16 protein-coding genes are annotated in these 20,131 nt (G+C 59.9%); 5 read left to right on the top strand and 11 right to left on the bottom strand.

What is annotated here, in order from left to right:
* Positions 1 to 7: 7 nt before the first annotated feature.
* Positions 8 to 2,428 (bottom strand): VolA/Pla-1 family phospholipase, encoded by a 2,421-nt coding sequence (locus GWQ27_RS19270; RefSeq protein WP_275908091.1) that lies wholly within the window; start codon positions 2,426 to 2,428, stop codon positions 8 to 10.
* 300 nt (positions 2,429 to 2,728) lie between these two features.
* Between GWQ27_RS19270 and GWQ27_RS19275 the strand changes: the two genes are divergently transcribed.
* Complete coding sequence (locus tag GWQ27_RS19275) at positions 2,729 to 2,986, top strand: accessory factor UbiK family protein (RefSeq protein WP_005320662.1); 258 nt, start codon at positions 2,729 to 2,731, stop codon at positions 2,984 to 2,986.
* A gap of 169 nt (positions 2,987 to 3,155) precedes the next feature.
* On the opposite strand, the gene fre is transcribed toward GWQ27_RS19275, so the two are convergent.
* The 5 genes from fre to trxA form a co-directional block, all read right to left on the bottom strand.
* The gene (gene fre / locus GWQ27_RS19280; RefSeq protein ID WP_275908092.1) at positions 3,156 to 3,854 is read right to left on the bottom strand and encodes an NAD(P)H-flavin reductase; all 699 of its coding nucleotides are present in this window, start codon (positions 3,852 to 3,854) and stop codon (positions 3,156 to 3,158) included.
* 143 nt (positions 3,855 to 3,997) lie between these two features.
* The gene (gene ubiD / locus GWQ27_RS19285; RefSeq protein ID WP_005320666.1) at positions 3,998 to 5,467 is read right to left on the bottom strand and encodes a 4-hydroxy-3-polyprenylbenzoate decarboxylase; all 1,470 of its coding nucleotides are present in this window, start codon (positions 5,465 to 5,467) and stop codon (positions 3,998 to 4,000) included.
* 33 nt (positions 5,468 to 5,500) lie between these two features.
* Positions 5,501 to 6,508, bottom strand: coding sequence for a hypothetical protein (locus tag GWQ27_RS19290; protein ID WP_275908093.1), 1,008 nt, complete (start codon positions 6,506 to 6,508; stop codon positions 5,501 to 5,503).
* Positions 6,509 to 6,614: 106 nt separating this feature from the next.
* Positions 6,615 to 7,880 carry a transcription termination factor Rho gene (gene rho / locus GWQ27_RS19295; protein WP_005320670.1) on the bottom strand — a complete coding sequence of 422 codons (1,266 nt, stop codon included), beginning with the start codon at positions 7,878 to 7,880 and terminating at the stop codon, positions 6,615 to 6,617.
* A 206-nt stretch (positions 7,881 to 8,086) separates the two neighbouring features.
* Positions 8,087 to 8,413: a thioredoxin TrxA gene (trxA, locus tag GWQ27_RS19300; protein WP_275908094.1), complete on the bottom strand. Its 327-nt coding sequence runs from the start codon at positions 8,411 to 8,413 to the stop codon at positions 8,087 to 8,089.
* A gap of 113 nt (positions 8,414 to 8,526) precedes the next feature.
* Between trxA and rhlB the strand changes: the two genes are divergently transcribed.
* Genes rhlB through GWQ27_RS19315 form a run of 3 tightly spaced genes read left to right on the top strand, consistent with a single transcriptional unit; the run spans position 8,527 to position 11,605 of the window.
* A complete protein-coding gene (gene rhlB / locus GWQ27_RS19305) occupies positions 8,527 to 9,816 on the top strand; it encodes an ATP-dependent RNA helicase RhlB (protein WP_011899248.1) in 1,290 nt (429 codons plus the stop codon).
* Positions 9,817 to 9,829: 13 nt separating this feature from the next.
* Positions 9,830 to 11,320, top strand: coding sequence for a guanosine-5'-triphosphate,3'-diphosphate diphosphatase (gene gppA / locus GWQ27_RS19310; RefSeq protein WP_111589778.1), 1,491 nt, complete (start codon positions 9,830 to 9,832; stop codon positions 11,318 to 11,320).
* Between the two features lie 30 nt (positions 11,321 to 11,350).
* Positions 11,351 to 11,605, top strand: a complete 255-nt coding sequence (locus tag GWQ27_RS19315; protein WP_275908095.1) for a Rho-binding antiterminator — start codon at positions 11,351 to 11,353, stop codon at positions 11,603 to 11,605.
* 70 nt (positions 11,606 to 11,675) lie between these two features.
* On the opposite strand, the gene GWQ27_RS19320 is transcribed toward GWQ27_RS19315, so the two are convergent.
* Entirely contained in the window at positions 11,676 to 12,425 is a 750-nt protein-coding gene (locus GWQ27_RS19320; protein ID WP_058395828.1) for a class I SAM-dependent methyltransferase, read from the bottom strand.
* Between the two features lie 77 nt (positions 12,426 to 12,502).
* Here GWQ27_RS19320 and GWQ27_RS19325 point away from each other — a divergent pair, with 77 nt between their 5' ends.
* Positions 12,503 to 13,243, top strand: coding sequence for a transporter substrate-binding domain-containing protein (locus tag GWQ27_RS19325; RefSeq protein WP_275908096.1), 741 nt, complete (start codon positions 12,503 to 12,505; stop codon positions 13,241 to 13,243).
* A 7-nt stretch (positions 13,244 to 13,250) separates the two neighbouring features.
* Here the strand turns inward: GWQ27_RS19325 and GWQ27_RS19330 are convergent, their stop codons facing one another.
* From GWQ27_RS19330 to GWQ27_RS19345, 4 genes are all read right to left on the bottom strand, one after another.
* Positions 13,251 to 15,797: an EAL domain-containing protein gene (locus GWQ27_RS19330; protein ID WP_087756844.1), complete on the bottom strand. Its 2,547-nt coding sequence runs from the start codon at positions 15,795 to 15,797 to the stop codon at positions 13,251 to 13,253.
* Positions 15,798 to 16,002: 205 nt separating this feature from the next.
* Positions 16,003 to 18,045 (bottom strand): oligopeptidase A, encoded by a 2,043-nt coding sequence (gene prlC / locus GWQ27_RS19335; protein WP_275908097.1) that lies wholly within the window; start codon positions 18,043 to 18,045, stop codon positions 16,003 to 16,005.
* A gap of 223 nt (positions 18,046 to 18,268) precedes the next feature.
* Entirely contained in the window at positions 18,269 to 19,288 is a 1,020-nt protein-coding gene (gene hemB / locus GWQ27_RS19340) for a porphobilinogen synthase (RefSeq protein WP_059169290.1), read from the bottom strand.
* 3 nt (positions 19,289 to 19,291) lie between these two features.
* The gene (locus tag GWQ27_RS19345) at positions 19,292 to 20,077 is read right to left on the bottom strand and encodes a TatD family hydrolase (protein ID WP_155603775.1); all 786 of its coding nucleotides are present in this window, start codon (positions 20,075 to 20,077) and stop codon (positions 19,292 to 19,294) included.
* Positions 20,078 to 20,131 lie beyond the last annotated feature (54 nt).

Consider the following 20,131-nt stretch of genomic DNA (forward strand, 5'->3'; position numbering starts at 1 on the left):
CTGCAGGTTATTGCTTGAGCAGAGAACTGTCGGTGACCTGCACCGCAGTACCGCCACTCATAAAGAAGCTGCCGAACTGGGTCTGCATCTCGGTAGTGACGTCGCCGGTCGGATCGAAGTTCTCGTCCGGTGCCAGCAAGGAGCTGTGGCCGCCAGCCACGAAACGAGCCGCATGGTGGTTGGCTGCGCCGGTGGCGGTCAGCGGTTGCAGGGCCAGCAGCTTGAACAGCGGCTCTGTGCCCCCCAGCGGAGCGGACGCTATGCTGTTCGGGATCACCTGATCCGACAGACTCAGGGCACCGTCACCCACTATCTCGGTGGCAAACAGCGGGAAATCCGCCTTGATGCCGCTGGCGAGGTTGATCGGATCCGCCGAATCCAGTACCGACTGGGCCGCAAAGCTGTAGCTCTGCAGCGTGCTGGCTGCGGCCGCCTGAGTGGTTGCACCCAGGCTAGGCAGGAACTCGTTGACGAAGCAGGTTGGCACTGCCGTCTGGCAGTTGGGCGCATAGGCGGTGAAAGCCGCCTTCAGCTCGGCACTGCCACCGGTCAGCACGCCCATCTTGATGGTCGGGCCGAAGGTCGGCGAGTTCAGCAACAGCGGTGCTATGCCGCCACCCGGCATGGCCAGACCACCGGTATCAAACTTGAACAGGGCATCCGCCGTCGGGTTGCCGATCGGCTGGTTGGCAACCGCCAGCAGGTTGGCTCCCGCAATGGCGCCCAGGGAGTGACCCAGGAAATGTACCTTGAGGCCGGCACCACCGAGCTGAGTACCTAACCCATTGGCGTTGGCAAGACCCACCGCCATGCGCAAACCCAGCAGGTCCGCCACGCTCTGTTTCAGGTTGTCCCGCGCCACTGTCAGGTAGCTCAGGTTCAGATACGGCGTCGGATTGTCGGAAGTGGTCACCGTATCCATGCTGCCACTCAAGGCGAAGCCACGTTCACCGTGCAGCGGATGATCGATCACCACCAGCGCCACCTTCTTGCTCGCCGCCATACCTGCGCCAATCTGACCCAGTGCCAGCGCATAGGCGTTCTCTTTCACCGAGGTGACCCCGTGCTGATAGATGATCACGTCCGTGATGGTGTTCAGTCCATCCTTGGCGAAGATGCGCATCGGCACGGATTGCACCTCTTCAAGTGCCGGCAACGGATTGAATCGACCAATGTTCTGCTCGGCATCCAGCGGCTTGCCGCCGGAGGTGAGGGTCACCCCGACCAGCTTGCTCGCCTCGGCCAGCAACTCGCTCTGACGAGTCGGATCGGCCATCAACTCTGCCAGCAAAGCCGGATCCACACCCGCGCCCACCAGACCGGCGATCACTTCGCTGTCAGATGCCTTCAGCGCATTGGCGATGGCGTACAGGCTGGGGATGGCGCCGTGCCAAGACTGGGTCTTGGCCTTGCTCCAGGAACCTGCGGTCGCCGGTGAGGAGAGGAAATAGGGCAGTTTGACCGTACCGGTGTAGACCTTCGTCATGCCGGCGATGCCGGTCAGAGTCGGGCTAGCGGCGACGGCGGCGGCAATGGCATCCTTCTGCTCCTGCGGCAGGAACTGCTCATTGTCCAGCTGGGTCAGGAAGTCATCGTTGCCGGTCACGGCCAGGGTATAGGTACCGGGCAGGCTGGTATTGCCCAACGCATCCTGCTTCCATACCTTGGCGGCATCCAGCCCTTGCAACACGACAGATGCGGCGGCGCCTTTCACGGCCACCAGCACATCAGCGCCTGACTGGGTACCGAACCAGTCGGAGAAGATCACGTGATCCGTGGCGATACCCGTTGCCGCCTTGAACAACCCTTCCTGCAGCGCGATCAGACCATTGATGGTCTGCTCCTGCGCATTGCTGCCCGCGTTGTTCTTGTAGTTGCTGTAGTCGCTACCTGCCCGTACCGGGCTGCCGGTGCTGTCTTTCAGCGAATCGGTGGCCACTATCATGTAGTAGGAAGAGGGATTGAGCGGCTTGAGCGGCACCAGATTCAACTTGCCAGCCGATGCGGCCACCACGAAGTCCACCCCGTAGGTCAGCACCTTCTTCACGCCATTCGGGCGCAGCGCAGTGCTGTCGAAGGCAAGCTCCAGCAGGTAGAGCGGTGCCACAGAGGCACTGAACTCGGCCGCAGTCGGTGCCTGAACCTGAATGCCGGACGAGGTGACGGGCACAATCTGGATAGCCTGGGTCGTGGACCAGCCATCCAGCGTTGACATGGCAGAGACCGGATTGGAGAGATCTGCCGTCTCGGTAGAGAACTTCAGGGTGCCATCGCTGGCCCGTGCCGCCAGGGCACTGGGGCGCACCGCATTGGAACCGGTCAACAGATAGTCGAGATAGCTTGAGGTATCGCCTTTGTTATCGTCACTGCCACCACAGCCAGCCAACAGGGCACTGACAACTGCGGCGTAAATTAGCTTCTTTTTCATATCCTTATCTCTTTTTAGTTGTTATCCATGATGTGCTGACGGGGGAGGGTGAAAACCCGACCGAACCATCTTAACAGCAACGCAACAATTGTTAAGCGTCTGGTCGGTCATCTGATCTGCTTTTTTTGTGTACAACATCAAGGAATTGGAATAGAAACGGGACTCGATAGGTTAACAGCTTCATTCCGGATACCAGACCCGACCAGCACGCCCTGTGTTCCTGATGGCAAAAAGCCACCCCGATCTCGGCAAAGGGGATGAATTGTCGGTAGAATGGCGCCATTGCTTAAGGAGAATCACATGATCGACCCGAAGAAACTGGAAGAGATCGCCAAACAGGTGCACAACTCCCTGCCGCCCGGCATTCGCAGCATGGGTGAAGAGGTTGAAAAGAAGATCCGTCAGGTGCTGCAGTCTCAGCTCAACAAGCTGGATCTGGTCAGTCGCGAAGAGTTTGACGTGCAGACCAAGGTGCTGCTGCGCACCCGTGAGAAGCTGACGGCCCTCGAGGCCAAGCTGGCACAGCTGGAACAGCAGTTTGGCGCCAAGGGCGAATAACCCGGCCGTCGCCGCTGGCCCGCACAGCACATAAAGCAAACCCCAGCCTGGCTGGGGTTTGTTGTTTCTGGCTCGCCGAAGAGCAGCCGGCAGGGTCGATTAGCGAAGCGTAATCGGCCGACATGTACGACTGCCGCCGGTTTGATACCTGCCGATTCGCATGCTGAGCTCAGATGAACTCGTAGGCGTCGCCGAAGATGCGCTCAGGCTCTGCACCGAGGATCTTGAACTCCTCCCGCGCCGCGCCCGCCATCTCGAAACGGCCAGCTACATAGATGTCGTAGTCATGCAGACTGACGAAATCATCCATGATGGCCTTGTGTACCAGCCCGCTCTTGCCGGTCCAGCCGCTTTCCGGCTCCTGCACCACAGGGATGAAGGTCAGCGGCGCATAATCGCTCGCCCACTGCTGCATCTGCTCCAGTTCGTAGAGCCAGTGGGCCTGACGCACACCCCAGTAGAAGAATACAGGACGCTTGCTGCCGGTATCGATCAGATACTCCAGGATGGAGCGGGCATAGGAGAAGCCGGTGCCACCCGCCATCAGGATCAGTGGACGTGGCGACTCTTCCCGCAGGAAGGCCTTGCCTGCCGCCAGTTCAACCTCTATTTCCCCCTGCTCGCGCATACGGGCCAGCACCTGGCCTGCGTAGGCATTCTCCGGGGTTGCACCGATCTGCAGCTCCAAGACACCGGGGCGAGTCGGTGAGTTGGCGATGGAGAAGGGACGCTTGTCCGAATCACTCATCACTACCAGCAGATACTGACCGGGTTTGAAGCTGATCTCTTGCTGCGGCGTCAGGGCCACGTGCCAGATGGTGTCGACATATTCGCGCAGTTCCTCTACGCGGCACTTGATACGTTGCATTCTTATCCTTGTGACGGGCTCGCTCGGCCCGCTTTCGCTCATTGATTCACTGTGGACTGACGACCAGTGCATCTGGTCAGGTTCCCCGAGCATACCCAATTCCGCCCGGAGATCCTCAACCTTTTGCACCATGGCAGCCGTGTTTAGCCGAGAATATTCAGCTCGGCCCAGATGGAATCCACCTTCTGCTTCACCGCTTCGTCCTGGACTATGGGCTGACCCCATTCACGGTTGGTCTCCCCCGGCCACTTGTTGGTGGCATCCAGCCCCATTTTGGAACCCAGACCCGACACAGGCGAGGCGAAGTCGAGATAGTCGATGGGAGTGTGTTCGATCAGTGTGGTGTCACGGGCTGGGTCCATCCGGGTGGTGATGGCCCAGATCACATCCTTCCAGTCACGGGCGTTGATGTCGTCGTCACAGACGATAACGAACTTGGTGTACATGAACTGGCGCAGGAAGGACCAGACACCCAGCATCACCCGCTTGGCATGGCCGGGATAACGCTTCTTGATGGTGACCACCGCCATCCGGTAGGAACATCCTTCCGGCGGCAGGTAGAAGTCCACGATTTCGGGGAACTGCTTTTGCAGCAGTGGCACGAACACTTCGTTCAATGCCACCCCCAGCACGGCAGGCTCATCGGGTGGACGGCCAGTGTAGGTGCTGTGATAGATGGCATCGCGGCGCATTGTCATGTGAGTGATGGTAAAGACCGGGAACTCATCCACCTCGTTGTAGTAACCGGTGTGATCCCCATAGGGTCCTTCCGGCGCCAACTCGCCCGGCTCCAGATAACCTTCCAGCACGATTTCAGCGCTGGCGGGTACTTCCAGATCGCAACTGAGGGCCTTTACCACCTCGGTGCGGCTGCCACGCAGCAGACCGGCAAACGCATACTCCGAGAGGGAGTCGGGCACAGGGGTCACAGCACCGAGTATGGTTGCAGGATCGGCGCCAAGCGCCACCACCACGGGGAAACGCTCCCCCGGGTGAGCTTCCTGCCACTCGCGAAAATCGATGGCGCCACCGCGATGATCGAGCCAGCGCATGATCAGCTTGTTCTTGCCGATCTTCTGCTGGCGGTAGATACCGAGGTTCTGGCGCTTCTTGTAGGGGCCGCGAGTAATGGTGAGACCCCAGGTGACCAGGGGCGCCACATCACCGGGCCAGCAGTGCTGGATCGGGATCTGGTCCAGATCGACCGCCTCCCCTTCCAGCACCAGTTGCTGACAAGGGGCGGAGGAGAGCCGCTTGGTCGGCATGTTGAGCACCTGCTTGAAGATGGGCAGCTTCTCCATCAGCTCCTTGAGCCCACGGGGCGGCTCGGGCTCCTTCAGGTAGGAGAGCCAGGTGCCCACCTGGCGCAGGGCGCCGACGTTGGGCTGGCCCATTCCCATGGCGACCCGATCCGGGGTGCCGAACAGGTTGGTCAGCACCGGCATGGAGTAGCCTTTGGGATTCTCGAACAGCAGGGCCGGGCCACCCGCACGCAGGGTGCGATCGCTGATTTCGGTCATCTCCAGATAGGGATCTATCTCGCGAGTGATGCGCTTTAGTTGTCCGTTTTGTTCCAGCTGCGCGATGAAATCACGCAAATCCTTGTATTTCATGCAGGTACCCTACCGGGTTCAGGAGGTGCCGCATTATAACCCTGGCTGGGCAGCGGGTGTACCCGTATCAGGCAGCATCACTGAACTCGAATGGCGCTTTTCCTGTCGTGTGAGCCGATCGGCGAACTGGGCAAGCAACCTGGGTTCATCCATCTGTAGCAAGAGGCTGGCGACCTGACCGCTGTAATGGCGATTGCCAAGCTCGGCCAGCAGGAATTGCTGTGCCGCCTCGGGCAAGGGGGAAAGCTGGCTGAGCTGGTGCAGGGCCGGCTGTTTCAGGCGACTGTTGCGGCTGGCGGCGATCAGCAGGCTGCTTGCATCCTGACCCTGGTGAAAACGAGCCACGCTTTTCAGGGCGGCCACGCTGTCGTGATCCACAGGTTGACGCCACAGCTTTAGATAGAGAGCGCTATCGCCGGTGCGTTCGACCAGTTGTCGCAGCAGCTGGTTATCGGGCAGGAAAATGTTCATGGCGGCAAGTCGATGGGCTTCACGCTGCAAAACCGAGGCAGGCTGCTGATCGAGCACCACCAGCAGCGCCTCTTGCTGCAAGGCCAGTTCAGGGTTGCGGCTGTTGTATATCTGCTTGAACTGGAAGCTGTCCTGCGCCAGCAACTGGCGATAATTGCCCTGCCAGGCCTGCTGTTGCCAGCGGTTCAGCACCTGCCGCGCCGCAGCGGCAAAATCGTAGGCGGGCAGCTGGACCAGAAAGCCATCCACCTCTTTTTCTACCAGCCATCGGGGTGCCTTGACCGCCTGGGCGCGCACCCAGGCAAGCTGCTCCGGGGTACTGGCCCCGGAAGTCTTGTCGAGGGTGGCAAGCAGCTGGCACAGCAGATATTCCCGCTGGCCCACGGCCAGGGAGTCCAACAGCGCATCGATGGCGGTAAACTGCCCCTGCTGCAATCGGCCAGCCAGAAAATCGAGATGGCCCTGCAATCCTTCATCGGCCACCAGTGCAGCCCTGGGTGGGGAAGGAGGCGAGGCATGTGCCGGCAAGGCCATCAACCAGCCCAGCCATATCCAGAATACAAGCTTCATGACGTCTCTATCCTTGTGACATCGAGGTTTCATACTACTCAGGTGACCGGAAAATAGATAAACAAAAACCGCGACATGAGCCGCGGTTTTTCATTTTCCGACCAGATTACTTCTGCTGACGCCGCATGGAGTCGAAGAATTCGTCGTTGGTCTTGGTGGCCGCCAACTTGTCGATCAGGAACTCTATGCTGTCAATCTCACCCATGGGATGAATGATCTTGCGCAGGATCCACATCTTCTGCAGCTCATCACCGGTGGTCAGCAACTCTTCCTTCCGGGTGCCGGAACGGGTGATGTCGATGGCCGGGTAGATGCGCTTCTCGGCAATTTTGCGCGAGAGGTGCAGTTCCATGTTGCCGGTACCCTTGAACTCTTCGTAGATAACCTCGTCCATCTTGGAGCCGGTATCCACCAGCGCTGTCGCTATGATGGTCAGGCTGCCGCCTTCCTCAACATTGCGAGCTGCGCCAAAGAAGCGCTTGGGTCTGTGCAGGGCATTGGCATCCACACCACCTGTCAGTACCTTGCCGGATGACGGGATGACAGTGTTGTAGGCGCGAGCCAGACGGGTGATGGAGTCCAGCAGGATGACCACATCCTTCTTGTGCTCGACCAGACGCTTGGCCTTCTCGATAACCATATCGGCAACCTGAACGTGACGGGAAGCAGGCTCGTCGAAGGTGGAAGCAATCACTTCACCCTTCACCATGCGCTGCATCTCGGTCACTTCTTCCGGACGCTCGTCGATCAGCAGGACGATCAGTTCACAGTCCGGGTGGTTGTAGGCGATGCTCTGGGCGATGTTCTGCAGCAGCATTGTCTTACCGGCCTTGGGCGGCGCCACGATCAGGCCACGCTGGCCTTTACCGATGGGGGAAGCCAGGTCCAGCACACGGGCTGTGATATCTTCGGTAGAACCGTTACCCCGTTCCATGCGCAAACGTTCGTTGGCATGCAGGGGGGTAAGGTTTTCAAACAGGATCTTGTTGCGGACGTTTTCCGGGCGGTCGTAGTTGACCTCGTTGACCTTGAGCAGCGCGAAATAACGTTCGCCCTCTTTCGGTGGCCGGATTTTGCCGGAAACGGTATCGCCGGTTCGCAGGTTGAAACGGCGGATCTGGCTCGGAGAGACATAAATATCGTCCGGGCCAGCCAGATAGGAGCCATCTGCACTACGCAGGAAGCCAAAACCGTCGGTCAGGATTTCCAGCACACCGTCGCCAAAGATATCCTCGCCACCCTTGGCGTGCGCCTTGAGGATTGCGAAAATAATATCTTTCTTGTGCGCCCGAGCCAGATTTTCTAACCCCATGGATTCGCCAAGCTTTACCAGCTCGGACACAGGAGTGTTCTTTAATTCAGTCAGATTCATAGTGGTGAAAGTCTGTAAGCAAGGATTGAAATGAGGAGACAGTCTGCTGGATTGATGCTGATCGGATTTGACTTGCCAGGCTGCTGCTAAGCAAAGAGTCAGGCAAAAAGGTTAGCAAACGAACGATAAGCTAGCACCAATCGGGATGAGCGTCTAGGTGATAAAACACAAGGAGCGCATTATTGCAATGCGCTCCTTTTTGATTATTACAGGTTAACGTCCAGAAACTCTTTCAGCTGAGTCTTGGACAGGGCGCCGACCTTGGTCGCAGCCACTTCGCCATTCTTGAACAGCAAGAGGGTCGGAATACCGCGAATGCCATACTTGGGCGGCGTGTCGGCGTTATGATCGATGTTCAATTTCGCCACTGTCACACGACCGGCATACTCTTGGGCGACTTCGTTCAGGATAGGGGCAATCATCTTGCACGGACCACACCATTCGGCCCAGAAGTCGACCAGAACGGGGCCATCGGCTTTGATTACATCTGCCTCGAAGCTGGCATCGCTCAGCTGAACAATCTTGTCACTCATCTCCAACTCCAGTCAGTAATTAAGGCTTTATTGACGTATCAACAAAGGCAATAGTTGCCCTATTTGAAATGATCCTGTTTATTATTGCAAGCCTAACCTGATAACCTACCGCCATGAGCAAAACACACTTAACGACCGAAAAATTCGCCCAAATGGGCCTCGAACCCGAAGTTCTGGCTGGTCTGGAATCAAAGGGATTTCACTATTGCACGCCCATCCAGGCGCTGTCTCTGCCACTGCTGGTAGAAGGTCATGACCTCGCCGGTCAGGCTCAGACAGGGACCGGCAAGACCATTGCCTTCCTGGCCGCGACATTCAACTATTTGCTGACCCACCCCCTGAGCAATCCCCGTCTGGTTAACCAACCCAGAGCCATCATAATGGCGCCCACCCGGGAACTGGCAGTACAGATCTACAACGATGCCGACACCATTTCCGCATCCACCGGCCTGAAACTCGGCCTCGCCTACGGTGGCGAAGGTTACGACAAGCAGCTGGCCGTGCTGGAGCAGGGCGTCGACATCCTGATCGGCACCACGGGTCGCATCATCGACTACTTCAAGTCCAAGGTGATCGATCTGAGCAACATTCAGGTCGTGGTGCTGGATGAAGCGGATCGCATGTTCGATCTGGGCTTCATCAAGGACATCCGCTTCCTGTTCCGCCGCATGCCTGCCCCGACCGAGCGTCTGAGCATGCTGTTCTCCGCCACCCTCTCCCTGCGGGTGCAGGAGCTGGCCTACGAACACATGAACCACCCGGAACATGTGCAGATAGAGCCGGAGCAGATGACCGGCATCCGCATTCAGGAGGAGCTGTTCTACCCCTCCAACGAAGACAAGATGCTGCTGTTGCTCTCCCTGATGGAAGAAGAGTGGCCGGAAAAAGCCATCGTCTTCGCCAACACCAAGCATGTCTGTGAAGACGTGCATGCGTGGCTGGAGAATGACGGTCACCGCGTCGGTCTGCTGACCGGTGACGTGCCGCAGAAGAAGCGGATGAAGATCCTGGAAGACTTCACCAAGGGAACCCTGGACATACTGGTCGCTACCGACGTGGCTGCCCGTGGTCTGCACATTCCTGATGTGACCCACGTCTTCAACTACGACCTGCCCGACGATGCCGAAGACTATGTACACCGTATCGGTCGTACCGGTCGTGCCGGCAAGAGCGGTCACTCCATCAGCCTGGCCTGTGAAGACTATGCCTTCAACCTGCCGGCCATCGAGGAGTACATCCACCACCCGATCCCGGTCAGCAAATATGACCGTGAAGCGCTGCTGGATGACGTGACTGCCCCGAAACGGGTCGTTCGCAACCGTCAGCCGGTGAACCGCAACATGCGGGATCGCCAGGGCGGTGGCAACAGCAACAACCGTCGTCGTCCGCCACGCAAGAGCTGAAGGACAGGCCCAGTTGCACAACTCGCCTCTCTATGCCGCCATTGACCTCGGCTCCAACAGCTTTCACATGCTGGTGGTGCGCGAGGTCGCCGGTGCACTGCGCACCGTCACCAAGGTCAAGCGCAAGGTTCGCCTCGCCGCCGGGCTCGATCCGGAATTTCGTCTCAGCCGTGCCGCCATGGAGCGGGGCTGGGACTGCCTGCGTCTGTTCTCCGAGCAGCTGCAGGACATTCCGGCCGACAACATACGGGTGGTGGGCACGGCCACACTGCGCCTTGCCACCAACGTCGACGAGTTCCTGAGCGAAGCAGAACGGGTGCTCAACCACAGCATAGAGATCATCTCTGGCGAGGAAGAGGCCAAGACCATCTACGAGGGTGTCTCCTGGACCTCGGCCGGGGAAGGCAACCGGCTGGTGATCGACATCGGCGGCGCCAGCACAGAGCTGGTGATTGGCGAGCACAGCGAAGCGAAACTGCTCAACAGCCTGCACATGGGCTGCGTCACCTGGCTCAACAACCACTTCGGTGATGGCGAGCTGAGTGAAGCCCGCTTTGCGCAGGCGATTGCCGCCGCCAAGGCGGTGCTGGAGAAGGTGGCGGAAGATTACTGCGTCCTTGGCTGGCGCACCTGCGTCGGCGCCTCCGGCACTGTACAGGCGCTGCAGGAGATCATGCTGGCGCAAGGGAAGAGCGAGCGGGTCACCCTGCCCAAGTTGCAGGAGCTGATGGGTCAGGCCATCGCCTGCGGCAGGCTGGACCGGCTACAGCTGGAAGGGCTGGCGGCCGAGCGGCTGACCGTGTTTCCCTCCGGCCTCGCCATCCTGATCGCCATCTTCGAAACCCTGAACATAGAGAGCATGACCCTGGCGGGCGGCGCCTTGCGTGAAGGGCTGATCTACGGTCTGCTTGGCAACAATCACGACTGCGATGCCCGGGATCGTACCGCCGATAGCCTCATCAGCCGCTATCAGCTGGATAAAGAGCACGCCGAGCGGGTACGTGACACCGCCATAGAAGCGTTCAACCAGCTGCAACCGGCCTGGCGCCTATCCAAACGTTACGGTCGCCCTATCCTGCGTTATGCGGCCCTGCTGCACGAGATTGGCCTCTGTATCGAGTACAAGAAGGCCCCGCAACACGCGGCCTACATCATAGACAACATCGACATGCCGGGTTTTACCCCTGCACAGAAGAAGTTGTTGTCGGCCCTGCTGTTCAACCAGCGGGATGAATTCAAGCTGGAAACCCTGGAGAAACAGGGTGCCGTCACGGGTCGTCAGGCGATCCGGTTGGCCCGCATCCTGCGCATCTCGCTGATCCTCTGCATGCGCCGTACCCAGGGCACAGTCCCCAGCTTCACCCTGCAGGCCGAGGAAGAGGCGTTGACCCTGACCCTGCCCAAGGGGTGGATGGACGAGCACTACCTGCGCGCCAGCGAATTGCGTCTCGAAGTGGAACGCCAGCAGAAGATGGGCTGGCCTACTCGCTTGCTGGAAGCCTGACCCAGGAACTTGCTCGTTTGGGAGCCGATCATGCCGGATTACCAACCCATCAGCTGCGATCTCTACGACTGGCTTGAAATTGCCGCCAGCTGGCAATTACCGGTGACCCTCGCCAGTCGCGATGGCCACCAGTGGGATGACAAGATCCGCACCATCGAAGCCAGCGAGGGTGTCGAGTATCTGCTGCTGCACAGTGGCGAGCGACTCAGCCTGGGGGATCTGGCGACTCTGCACCTGAGCTGGCAAGGGGAAGAGAAGCTGATCCGCTTCGCCCCAACCAACTGAATCCGGTACGAAAAAAGAGGGCCAACCTTGGGTTGGCCCTCTTTTTTTCATCCGCGACTCAGGCCGGTAGTTAACTCGCAGCCAGCGCTGCCATCACATAGACATCGAAGCGATTGCTCTTAGTCTCGATGGCCATGCTGGGCTTGTGCTCGTTGAGCCAGCCTGCGTAGTCGGGGCGCTTCACCACCACCCGCTTGTCCGCCATCTGCAGCGCGGCCGGCAGCAGGGCATCGGCGTCGAGATCCGGCCCCACCAGCGACTGGAACACCCGCATCTCTTTCTTCACCAGCGCCGACTTTTGCTTGTGAGGGAACATGGGATCGAGGTAGATGACATCGGGCCGCTCCGGCAACGCCAGCAGGTTGTCCACCGCCGGCCCTTGCAGCAGGCGCATCCGCTCGCTGACCCAGGGACCTATCTCGGGGTCCTGTGCCGCCCGCATCAATCCATCCTGCAACAGGGCCGCCACCACGGGGCTGCGCTCAATCAGGGTCACCTTGCAGCCGAGGGAGGCCAGCACGAAGGCGTCGCGGCCGAGCCCGGCGGTGGCATCCACCACGGTAGGCATTGCACCGGCCTTGAGCCCCACCGCCTTGGCAATGGATTGACCGCGCCCGCCGCCAAACTTGCGGCGATGGGCCACCGCCCCTTCCACGAAGTCCACATAGACGGCACCCAGCTTGGGTTCGTCCAACTTGCGCAGCTCCAGCCGCTCGGGCGTAAACACCAGCGCAAACTGGGGGTAGTCGGTCTGGTTCAGCTGGCTGGCCAGCGCGTGTGCCTGCGCGGCCTTGGTGGGGTCTTCGAGGAGGATTTGCATGGTCTTTGAAGGCGTTCTAAGTTCAGTGAACCGAGTGTACCACAGCCCCTTTCCATCGCTGTAGGGAGGAAAACCCCATGCACCTGCTCATTGCCCTGCTGCTCACCGCTCAGAGCAGCACAGACCTGAAGGTATGCGGGGTAGACTGGCCCCCCTTTTCCTATGCGGAGCAGGGACGTCTGACCGAGGGGATATCGGTGGAGATCCATCGGGAGGTTGCCCGACGTCTGGGGATGAATCTCACCCTGATCGAGTTGCCCTGGGGGCGTTGCGAGCAATATGTCAGAACCCGGCTCGCCGACGGCATTCTCGACAATGCCCCGCTGTCAGAGTGTCATCACTCGGATCTCGCTACCGCTTTTTATCCCCTGGCCGCCTATGTGCGCACCGACAGCCCCTTGCAACGTTTCTCATGGGACTTGGCCAAAGGGATGAAGGTCGGCATGGTCAGGGGCTATGACTACACGGAGAAGATCAAGCACTATGACGGCTGGGTGCCGATCAAGGCGCACTCGGACAAGCAGCTGCTGTTGCTGCTCGAAAAGAGCCGGGTCGACATGATCATCCTGGATTACTTCTCTGCCCCCATCTTGTCGAAGGAGCAAGATGTCCAGATCCGCGCCCTCTCCCCCTTCATCGACTCGACTCCGCTCTACCTCTGCTTTGGCGAGCAGAGGGCAGCACTGCTGCCCGCGTACAACAAGGCCCTGCAACAGATGCTGGAAGAGGGGATTCTGGATCGTATCTATCTGCGTTATCTCGGTGAAGACTATCAGACACTGAAGGGCAGGCAGGACAAGCTGAAACCGGCAGAGTGATCATCTGCTAGCTGATCTGCAGGAACATGCTCTTGTCGTTGAGTTGCAGATATTCGACCAGGTCGTCATAGGCCAGCGGGCGGCTGAGCAGGAAACCCTGAGTGAAGGCACACCCCTTCTGGCAGAGGAAGTTGAGCTGCTCGCGGGTCTCCACCCCCTCGATCACCACCTGCATGCCGAGGTTGTGCACTATGTTGATGATGCCGTCGAGCAGCAGCCTGTCCTGTTCGTTGAACGGGATATGGCGCACGAAGGCCCTGTCAATCTTGACCAGATCCACAGGGAAGTTGCGAAGATAGTTGAGGGCCGAATAGCCGGTGCCGAAGTCATCGATGGCGAGTTTGCAGCCCGCCTCGCGCAGGGCATCGATCCGCACCCTGTGCTGATCGCTGGTCTCCATCAGCAGAGATTCGGTGATCTCGATGACGATGTCGCAAGGGTCGAGTCCGAAGTGGTGAATCACCTTGAGCCACTCGCTCGCCTCCGGATCTATGGTCTGGAACTCCAGGGTGGAGCGGTTGATCGACATCTGCAGGTTCGGGAAGCCGGATTGCTGCAAGCGCGCCAGATCCCGGCAGGACTGCCACAGCACCAGCGCACCCAGCCCCTGAATAAGCCCCGCCTCTTCCGCCAGCGGAATGAAGTCCGCCGGTGAGACCTGACCCCAGTGCGGGTGATACCAGCGCACCAACGCCTCCAGCTTGGCCACCCGGCCGCTGCGGTTGTCCCAGATGGGCTGATAGGCCATGGTCAGCTGCTCCAGCTTGATGGCCTCCGCCAGATCCTGCTGCATCTGGTGGCGCTGGCGCACCTCTTCCCGCATGGAGGCGCAGTAGCTGCCCAGCATCCGCCCCTGCCGCTTGGCGGCAAACAGCGCCTGCTCCGCGTTGCGCAGCAGCTCGTCGCTCTCGACACCATCCCCAGGGCAGAGGGTGATGCCTATGGTCGCCGTCACATAGAGGTGCTGGTTGGCCAGCATGAAGGGGCGGGCAAAGCCGCCTATCACCTGTTTGGCAAACACCTCGGCCTGACGGCGGTTGACGATGCCGGGCACCAGAAACGCGAACTCGTCGCCGCCGATACGGGCCACCAGATCTTCGGTGCGCACCCGGCTCACCAGCCGATCCGATACCTCTCGCAGCAGGGCATCACCAGCGTGGTGATCCATGCTGTTGTTGACCGCCTTGAAGTTGTTGAGATCCAGTACCATGAGCGCGAAGCGCTCGCCCCGCTCGCAGAAACGGGTGAGGCAGCGACCAAACAGCCAGCGGTTGGGCAGGCCGGTGAGGTTGTCGTAGTTGGCCTGGGCGGCGATCTTCTGTTCCGCCAGCTTGGTCTGGGAGAGATCGCTGAAGATGCCTATGTACTGGCTGATCTTGCCCCCTTCCCGCAAGGTGCTGATCATCAGCTGCTGGGGGTAGAGCTTGCCATTCTTGCGCTTGTTCCACACCTCCCCCCGCCAGACGCCCACCCGCTCCAGCGCATGGTACATGTCGGCATAGAAGGCCTGATCGTGCAGTCCGGATTTGAGCATGCTGGGACGCTGGCCACACACCTCCTCCCCGCTGTAACCGGTGATCTGCTCGAACGCCGGATTGACCGAGATGATGCGGCTGTCGGCATCACACACCAGAATGGCTTCGGAGAGGTTGTCATAGACCCGGTGGGAGAGCTTGAGCTGCTCGGCATGGCGCTTGAGGGGATCGATATTTTCCAGCACCACCATCAGGTAGTCGGGCTGCAAATGTTCATCCCGCACCAGAGTGACGGTCACCCGGCCCCACAGCACCTGGCCATCTCTATGCAGGTAACGCTTCTCCTGGGTGAAGGCGGTGCGCTCGCCACGCTTGAGCTCCGCATAGCAGGAGACGCTGCGCAGCCAGTCTTCCGGGTGGTTGAGCTCGGCGGCGGTACGGTGCAGCAGCTCGCTCTGGCTGTAGCCCAGCATCTTTTCGATGGCCGGGTTGGTCCAGAGGATCTTGCCATCCAGATCCAGCTTGCCGATCCCCACAGGGGCATGGGACATCATGGTGTGCAGGAAGTGGTGATACTCGGGCTGGCTCTGCACCGGCTGCTGCTGAAACATCAGCGCCAGCTCACGGCCGGCCAGTGGGGCCAGCAGTCGCAACAGCCCCATCACCTTGTCCATGTTGGCGAGCGGCCGTTTGAACAGTACGCTGCAGATGCCGATGGTCTCGCCCTGGGCATTCTTGAGGGCGATCCCCGCATAGGCCTGGATGTGCCAGGCCTGCAACACAGAAGCATGAGGGAACAACTGCTGAACGCGGTCGCTGAACCAGGCCTCCCCCTCTTGCAGGGTGATTTCCCCCGGGGTGGCGCTGACCGGAAAAGTGAAGCTTGTAGTGTCGAGAGATGCCGGATGGGCGGCGTGGACCTTGAAAAACAGCCCCGCTTGATCCCTACCTGAAATCAGGACGAAGTCGGCCCCGATCGCTGCTGCGATTTCACTCACAAAGGTATCGAAATATCCCTGACCACTCGAATGAGACAGACTTGAGATGATTTGATAGACAGACTCGAGTGCTCGCCTCATGGCAAGGTTCTTTCTCTCCCTGGAAGGTAGAACCCGACTCTACTCAAGAGGCGGGGACAGTGCAAACATGCACTCCGCAAGATATTAAAAAGCCTTGAGAAAAGGGACCAAAAGGTCCCTTTTTATCTCAAAAATCACGCGGAGATCCCACTATGCCGCAAAAGTGTACCTGCTTGAAGCTCAAGGCCGCCTGGGGCACTGAGTCTCACGCGGCAATCCCGCTATGGCGCAGCAGAGCATCCACTTGGGGCTCGCGGCCACGGAAGGCTCGGAACAGCTCCATCGGCTCCTTGGAACCGCCCTTCTCCAGGATGTTCTTCAGGAAGGATTGGCCTGTGGCCGGATTGAAGATCCCCTCCTCCTCGAAGCGGGAGAAGGCATCTGCCGAGAGCACTTCGGCCCATTTATAGCTGTAGTAACCCGCCGCATAGCCGCCCGCAAAAATGTGGGAGAAGCTGTGCTGGAAACGGTTGAACGCAGGCGGCGTCATCACGGCCACCTGGCTGCGCACCTCGGCCAGCAGGGTCGGGATCTGATCCGGGTTGGTCGGGTCAAACTCCTGGTGCAGACGGAAGTCGAACAGAGCGAACTCCAGCTGACGCAACATCTGCATGGCGGCCTGGAAGTTGCGGGCAGTCAGCATCTTCTCCAGCAGATCGGCAGGCAATGGCTCACCGGTCTCATGGTGGCCGGAGATAAAGGCCAGCGCTTCGGATTCCCAGCACCAGTTCTCCAGGAATTGACTCGGCAGTTCCACCGCATCCCAGGCCACGCCGTTGATGCCGGCGACACCGGCCACGTCGATCTGGGTCAGCATGTGGTGAATGCCGTGGCCAAACTCGTGGAACAGAGTCACCACCTCGTCGTGGGTAAACAGGGCCGGTTTGCCATCCACAGGGCCGTTGAAGTTGCAGGTCAGGTAGGCCACCGGCTTTTGCAAGGACCCATCCTGACGGTAGCGACGACCCAGGCAGACATCCATCCAGGCGCCGCCCTGCTTGTGCTCACGGGCATAGAGGTCGAGGTAGAAGCTGCCGCGCAGCTCATCCTCGGCATCGAAGATGTCGTAGAAACGCACGTCCGGATGCCAGGTGTCGATGCCGAGACGCTCGCGCACCTTGATGCCGAATACCCGCTTCACCACCTCGAACAGCCCTTTCACTACCTTGTTGGCAGGGAAGTAGGGGCGCAGTTGCTCGTCGGAGATGGAGAACTTGTGCTGCTTGAGCTTCTCGGCGTAATAGGGAAGATCCCAGGCCGCCAGCTCGCGCTGACCGTGATGCTCGGCGGCAAAGGTGCGGATCTCTTCCAGCTCGGCCTTGCCTTGCGGCAGGGATTTGGCTGCGAGATCCGTGAGGAAACCCACTACCTGTTCGGTCTTTTCCGCCATCTTGGTGGCGAGCGACAACTCGGCATAGTTGCCAAAGCCCAGCAGTTTGGCCAGCTCGCGACGCAAGGTGAGCAGCTCTGTCATGATGGCGGAGTTATCCCATTTGCCGGCGTTCGGGCCCTGATCCGAGGCGCGAGTCGTGAACGCCTCATACAGCTCGGCACGCAGCTCGCGGTTGTCGGCATACATCATTACCGGCAGATAGGAAGGGATATCCAGGGTGAACAACCAGCCCTGCTGACCCTTCTGCTCCGCCAGCTGACGGGCAGCAGCCAGTACGCTTTGTGGCAGTCCGGCCAGTTCGGCCTCGTCGCTCACCAGCTTGGTCCAGCCCTGGGTCGCATCCAGCACGTTGTTGCTGAAGCGGGAGGCGAGCTCGGAGAGGCGGGCCTGGATTTCACCGTAGCGCTGCTGCGCCTCGGCGGGCAGACCGATACCGGACAGACGAAAATCGCGCAGGGTATTCTGGATCTCCTTGCGCTGGGCACCATCGAGGCGAGGGAAATCATCGCTCTCAAAGAGGGAAAGATAAGCCTGATAGAGGCCTTCATGTTGACCGACATAGGTCTGGAATTCGGACAACAGCGGCAGGCAGGCGTCGTGGGCCGCGCGCAACGCTTCGCTGTTGAGGACTGAGTTGAGATGGCTGACCGGCGACCAGATTCGTGCCAGGCGGTCATTCACCTCTTCCAGCGGGGCAATCAGGCTGTCCCAGGTATGGGAATCGCGCTGGGCCAGCACATCGGTGATCTTCTGTTTGCAATCGGCGATGGCCTGCGTCACGGCAGCTTGCACCTGTTCGGGCTGGATCTGGCTGAAGGGGGGCAGCGAGTCCATTGTCAGCAAAGGGTTGTTCATCCTGCGGTACCTCTAAATTCTCTTACAGCCCCTGCCGTCCAGAAGCCTGCTTGGACTACCTAAGATGTAGGCAGGAACCTCATTAATCAAGCCTTTGCCGCCGTGAACCGGGTCAGTTGCCCACTTTTCGCGAAAACATGCTCATTAAAGCAGCGATCAGGCTGTCAGAGACGAAAATGCCGGCCCCTGGGCCGGCATTGTGAGGGAAATGAGACGGCGGACATCAGCGTCTGGCGTCTTCCTGCAGCCACTGGGCAACCCGTTTGGCGAAGTAGGTGAGAATGCCATCGGCACCGGCTCGCTTGAAGCAGAGCAGGGACTCCATGATGCTCTCCTTCTCCTTCAGCCAGCCGTTCTGGATCGCCGCCATGTGCATGGCGTACTCGCCGCTCACCTGATAGGCAAAAGTCGGCACGCCGAACTGATCCTTCACCTGACGGATCACGTCCAAGTAGGGCATGCCCGGCTTGACCATGACGCTGTCAGCCCCTTCCTGAATATCAAGCGCCACTTCGTGCAGGGCTTCGTTGCTGTTGGCCGGATCCATCTGGTAGGTGGCCTTGTTGCTCTTGCCGAGGTTGCCGGCAGAGCCCACCGCATCGCGGAACGGGCCGTAGTAGCAGGAGGCGTACTTGGCGGAGTAGGCCATGATCTGGACATTGATGAAGCCGTTCGCTTCCAGTGCGGCGCGAATCGCGCCGATGCGGCCATCCATCATGTCGGACGGCGCAACGATATCGGCCCCGGCGGCAGCGTGGGAGAGCGCCTGCTTCACCAGAATTTCCGTGGTGATGTCGTTCAGCACATAACCTTCATCATCTATGATGCCGTCCTGACCATGGGTGGTGAAGGGGTCGAGCGCCACGTCGGTGATGACCCCCAGCTCCGGGAAGCGGGCCTTGAGGGCGCGGGTCGCCCGCTGGGCCAGACCGTCCGGACTGTAGGCCTCTTCCGCCAACAGGCTCTTGCTCTGAAGCGGGGTCACCGGGAAGAGCGCAATGGCGGGCACGCCGAGGGCGACCAGCTCTTCGGCTTCCGCCAGCAGCAGGTCGATGGAGAGACGATCCACCCCCGGCATGGAGGTGACGGCCTCACGACGGTTCTCCCCCTCCAGCACGAACACGGGATAGATGAGATCGTTGGCGGTCAGTACGTTCTCGCGCACCAGACGACGGCTGAAATCATGTTTGCGCACCCGGCGCAGACGGCGACCCGGAAAGGCGCCCGGAAGAGTTGTAGCCATGAATCACTCCTGAAGAGGAAGTTGGAAGAACGCGGCGGAGGTGGCCCGGGTATGGGCCAGCAAGGCCTCGGGCGCTTCACCACGGCAAGCCGCCACCACCTTGGCGATATGCGGCAAAAAAGCGGGTTCGTTGCGTTTGGGTCTGGGTTTCAAATCCCGCGGTACCAGATAGGGGGCGTCTGTCTCTATCATCAGCCGACCGGCCGGAATGCGTGCCACCTGTTCCCGCAGCAGCTGACCACGGCGCTCGTCGCAGAGCCAGCCAGTCACCCCGATATGCAGTCCCAGCGCCAGACACTCGTCCAGCTCCTCGTCGGAACCGGTGAAGCAGTGCAGCACAGCTCCCGGCAATCTGGGTAGCCAGGGACGCAGGATCTCGACAAAACGGGCGTGCGCATCGCGACAGTGCAGAAACACCGGCATCCCGAGCTCGGCCGCCAGCGCCAGCTGGGCGTCGAACACCGCATCCTGCACCGGACGGGGGGAGAAATCGCGGTTGTAGTCGAGGCCACACTCGCCGATGGCGACCACCTGCGGCAGTGTCGCCAGCTCGCGCAAGGTGGGGAGGGTCGCATCATCGACGCTTTTGGCATCGTGAGGATGAACCCCGGCGGTGGAGAAACAGTAACCCGGCCACAGCGCAGCCAGGTCAGCGCTTTCGCGGCTACCGGCCAGATCGGTACCGGTCAGGATCAGTGCCTCGACCCCGGCGGCACGGGCGCGTGCCACCAGTTCAGGCTGTTCACCGGCAAACTGGCTGCTGGTGAGGTTGAGACCAATGTCGATCATGGGATGAGACGTTCCAAACAAAAGGAAGACATATCAGGTATTTGAAAACCATCT

Source organism: Aeromonas sp. 5HA1, assembly GCF_029237245.1.
Taxonomy (GTDB): domain Bacteria; phylum Pseudomonadota; class Gammaproteobacteria; order Enterobacterales; family Aeromonadaceae; genus Aeromonas; species Aeromonas salmonicida.

Coding starts and splice junctions, on each gene's coding strand:
- GWQ27_RS19270 (WP_275908091.1), bottom strand. CDS start 2,428: ATGAAAAAGAAGCTAATTTACGCCGCAGTTGTCAGTGCCCTGTTGGCT.
- GWQ27_RS19275 (WP_005320662.1), top strand. CDS start 2,729: ATGATCGACCCGAAGAAACTGGAAGAGATCGCCAAACAGGTGCACAAC.
- fre (WP_275908092.1), bottom strand. CDS start 3,854: ATGCAACGTATCAAGTGCCGCGTAGAGGAACTGCGCGAATATGTCGAC.
- ubiD (WP_005320666.1), bottom strand. CDS start 5,467: ATGAAATACAAGGATTTGCGTGATTTCATCGCGCAGCTGGAACAAAAC.
- GWQ27_RS19290 (WP_275908093.1), bottom strand. CDS start 6,508: ATGAAGCTTGTATTCTGGATATGGCTGGGCTGGTTGATGGCCTTGCCG.
- rho (WP_005320670.1), bottom strand. CDS start 7,880: ATGAATCTGACTGAATTAAAGAACACTCCTGTGTCCGAGCTGGTAAAG.
- trxA (WP_275908094.1), bottom strand. CDS start 8,413: ATGAGTGACAAGATTGTTCAGCTGAGCGATGCCAGCTTCGAGGCAGAT.
- rhlB (WP_011899248.1), top strand. CDS start 8,527: ATGAGCAAAACACACTTAACGACCGAAAAATTCGCCCAAATGGGCCTC.
- GWQ27_RS19315 (WP_275908095.1), top strand. CDS start 11,351: ATGCCGGATTACCAACCCATCAGCTGCGATCTCTACGACTGGCTTGAA.
- GWQ27_RS19320 (WP_058395828.1), bottom strand. CDS start 12,425: ATGCAAATCCTCCTCGAAGACCCCACCAAGGCCGCGCAGGCACACGCG.
- GWQ27_RS19325 (WP_275908096.1), top strand. CDS start 12,503: ATGCACCTGCTCATTGCCCTGCTGCTCACCGCTCAGAGCAGCACAGAC.
- GWQ27_RS19330 (WP_087756844.1), bottom strand. CDS start 15,797: ATGAGGCGAGCACTCGAGTCTGTCTATCAAATCATCTCAAGTCTGTCT.
- prlC (WP_275908097.1), bottom strand. CDS start 18,045: ATGAACAACCCTTTGCTGACAATGGACTCGCTGCCCCCCTTCAGCCAG.
- hemB (WP_059169290.1), bottom strand. CDS start 19,288: ATGGCTACAACTCTTCCGGGCGCCTTTCCGGGTCGCCGTCTGCGCCGG.
- GWQ27_RS19345 (WP_155603775.1), bottom strand. CDS start 20,077: ATGATCGACATTGGTCTCAACCTCACCAGCAGCCAGTTTGCCGGTGAA.